3 protein-coding genes are annotated in these 2886 nt (G+C 40.8%); 2 read left to right on the top strand and 1 reads right to left on the bottom strand.

The features are described from left to right. Nucleotides 1–852, bottom strand: an 852-nt coding sequence (gene spoVB, locus WB217_RS12335) for a stage V sporulation protein B (RefSeq protein WP_423993516.1), incomplete at its 3' end; no start/stop codon positions are given. A 123-nt stretch (nt 853–975) separates the two neighbouring features. Here spoVB and WB217_RS12340 point away from each other — a divergent pair. Further along, nucleotides 976–1272, top strand: coding sequence for a post-transcriptional regulator (locus WB217_RS12340; RefSeq protein WP_423993517.1), 297 nt, complete (start codon nt 976–978; stop codon nt 1270–1272). A 340-nt stretch (nt 1273–1612) separates the two neighbouring features. After that, nucleotides 1613–2886: protein translocase subunit SecD (secD, locus tag WB217_RS12345; RefSeq protein ID WP_423993518.1), on the top strand; the 1274-nt coding region annotated here is incomplete at its 3' end.

Genomic DNA, 2886 nt, shown 5'->3' on the forward strand with positions numbered 1-2886 from the left:
TAGCAATGGCATCGCAAATCCTGTAAGGGCCCCATATTGTTTAGTGGCTGCAACAGCAGCCACTCCGGCAATTGCGAGGCTATGGGCGACAACAATTGGCTCAAAGAACCAGGAAACGGACCCTATCATCCTTGATCCAGTTGTCGGCAATGCGATACTCATCAATTCGTTGAAGGTCGATTTCCCTGAATGGACATATTGGAAGAAATTTTTCCTCAGTCGGAATTTCTTTCTCAGTTTGAAGGTCGTCATTAAATACAGCAGTGAAGCAAGTTCTCCAAGCACTGATGCCACCATAGCTGCCGCTGCAGCATATTCAATTCCATAAGGCATGAATGTTTTCGTCAATACAGCGATCAGGGTGATGCGGACGAGCTGTTCAATCACTTGAGAGATTGCAGAAGGCCGCATGTTTTGCCTTCCCTGGAAATATCCGCGGAGAACAGAGGATATCGCCACGATTGGTACGATAGGGGCAATTGCCATGAGCGGCAAATGAGTCCTTGGGTCAGTGAATAATGTATTCGAAAGGTATGGAGCAAGGAATAAAAGGGCTGGTGTAAATATTATGGACAAGGAAATTGTGGTAGCAAGCGAGACCACTAAAATTTTCTTGACTTTAGCATAATCTCCTCTTGCTTCAGCTTCAGCTACATTTTTAGAAATCGCCACAGGCAGTCCCAGCTGTGTAATGGTCACGACAAGGATCAATGTCGGGAAGGCCATCATATATAAGCCGACACCTTCTTCACCAATAAAACGGGCGATGACTATCCGGTTTATAAAACCAAGCACTCTTGTTACGAGCCCGGCTATCAGTAAAATAAAGGTTCCTTTTAAAAACTTCGACATTCCACTCCCTGCCTTCTCAAAAATGCTTATTTCATATACAATTAACTATATGCAGTAAAGTGGACAAAGCATGACAGGTTAGAGCATTTAAAAGACTAGAATTTGGGACAGGGAGGCAAAGAGATGGACCGAAGCCATCAGTATGGTCGTTTTTACAAAGAAATTAAGCCAGCTTTGAAAAGCAAAGTGGAAGAATTCAAGATTTTCGGTTATGAAAAAGTAAGCGAAAAAGATTTATGGGATTACTTAACGAAAAAAAAGTGGAAGAAATTGAAGGAAGATATTCATCTGTATGAAATTGTAGCTGATATACTATCTGTCAAAATTGGAGATTTGATGAACTTCACTACAGTAGAAGCCTTTAAGATGGGGGATTTTGCGATGGATGATGAAGAGGAGCGGAAGCAGCTGCTTAAATAAGGATCAGTTTTGATTAAATATTCCCAATTATTAGACTTATTTACGGATATCAGACTACGATCCTTTTCTTTTAATTAAGACCACGTCCCGAATTTAATACTTAGAATTCCTGGAGCAGATTTATTATAGGCAGACAAAAAGAACTATTGATAAAATCATTCCGTCTTAAAAGTTAAAAGTTTTTCATTATCCCAAAAAGCTTAATTGACAGTTTTTTTAATCTGATACATAATTAAAATGCTATAAATTGGTTACCTTCATATGTTTTCTGTAGTCTTAATGTTTTTAACTGTCTGGCAGCATGATTTTTTGTGCGCAAAATAAGGAGGATTTCTACATAATGGTAAAACGCAGCCGCATCGTGGTCTTCTTTTTGTTAGTTTTGCTAATTGGAAGTGCCATGGGTGCAACGACCCAGAATATCTTGAACAATATAAAGCTAGGACTAGACCTTCAGGGTGGGTTTGAAGTTCTCTATGAAGTTACGCCCCTAAATGGGAAAAAAGGCGACAAGGTTGACCGGGAAACTTTAAAGAGTACAGCGAACGCCCTAGAACGAAGGGTAAACGTTCTCGGTGTAAGTGAACCGAATATACAAATTGAAGGAGATAACAGGATTCGTGTTCAGCTCGCTGGTGTAAAAGACCAGAATAAGGCTAGAGAAATCCTCTCCACTGAAGCAAACCTGACATTCCGTGACGTTAACGACCGGGTTATGATGGATGGAAGCGACCTGGCTGAAAATGGTGCGAAGCAAAGCTTTGACCAACAAAATAAGCCAAGCATCTCCATTACGTTAAAAGACGGTGACCAATTCGGTGAGATCACGAAAGAAATCCGTAGCATGGCACCTGAAAATCAGCTTATTATCTGGCTTGATTTTGAGGAGGGAAAAGATTCTTATAAGGCAGAAAGAATGAAGCCTAATCCAAGATTCCTTTCCAATCCAAATGTTGATCGTGTTTTAAATCAGAAAAATGTTGAAATTACTGGAACTTTCACAATAGAGGAAGCCCAGCAGCTTGCATCATTGCTTAATGCTGGATCGCTTCCAGTTAAGTTAGACGAAACATACTCAACATCTGTTGGTGCCAAATTTGGTGAACAGGCATTAAACGAGACAATTTTCGCTGGTATAATAGGTGTTATCGTTATTTTTGCCTTTATGCTCCTTTACTACCGTTTACCAGGTTTCATAGCAATAGTAACATTGTCGATTTACATTTACCTCATCTTGTTGATCTTTGACTGGATGAATGGTGTATTGACGCTTCCGGGTATTGCCGCTTTGATCCTAGGGGTTGGTATGGCGGTAGATGCCAATATTATCACCTATGAACGGATTAAAGAGGAATTGAAGATCGGCCGCAATATCAAGGCCGCTTTCGAGGCAGGCAGCAAAGGGTCATTGTCAACGATTCTTGATGCGAACCTGACGACTATTCTTGCTGCAATCGTATTATTTGCGTATGGTACAAGCTCCGTAAAAGGTTTCGCGACTATGCTGATTATCAGTATTCTCGCAAGCTTTATCACTGCAGTATTTGGTGCGCGTTTATTCCTTAGCTTGTGGGTTAACAGCGGCTTGTTCAAAAATAAGCCATGGTGGTTCGG

Source organism: Mesobacillus sp. (assembly GCF_049588175.1).
Taxonomy (GTDB): Bacteria; Bacillota; Bacilli; order Bacillales; family Cytobacillaceae; genus Mesobacillus.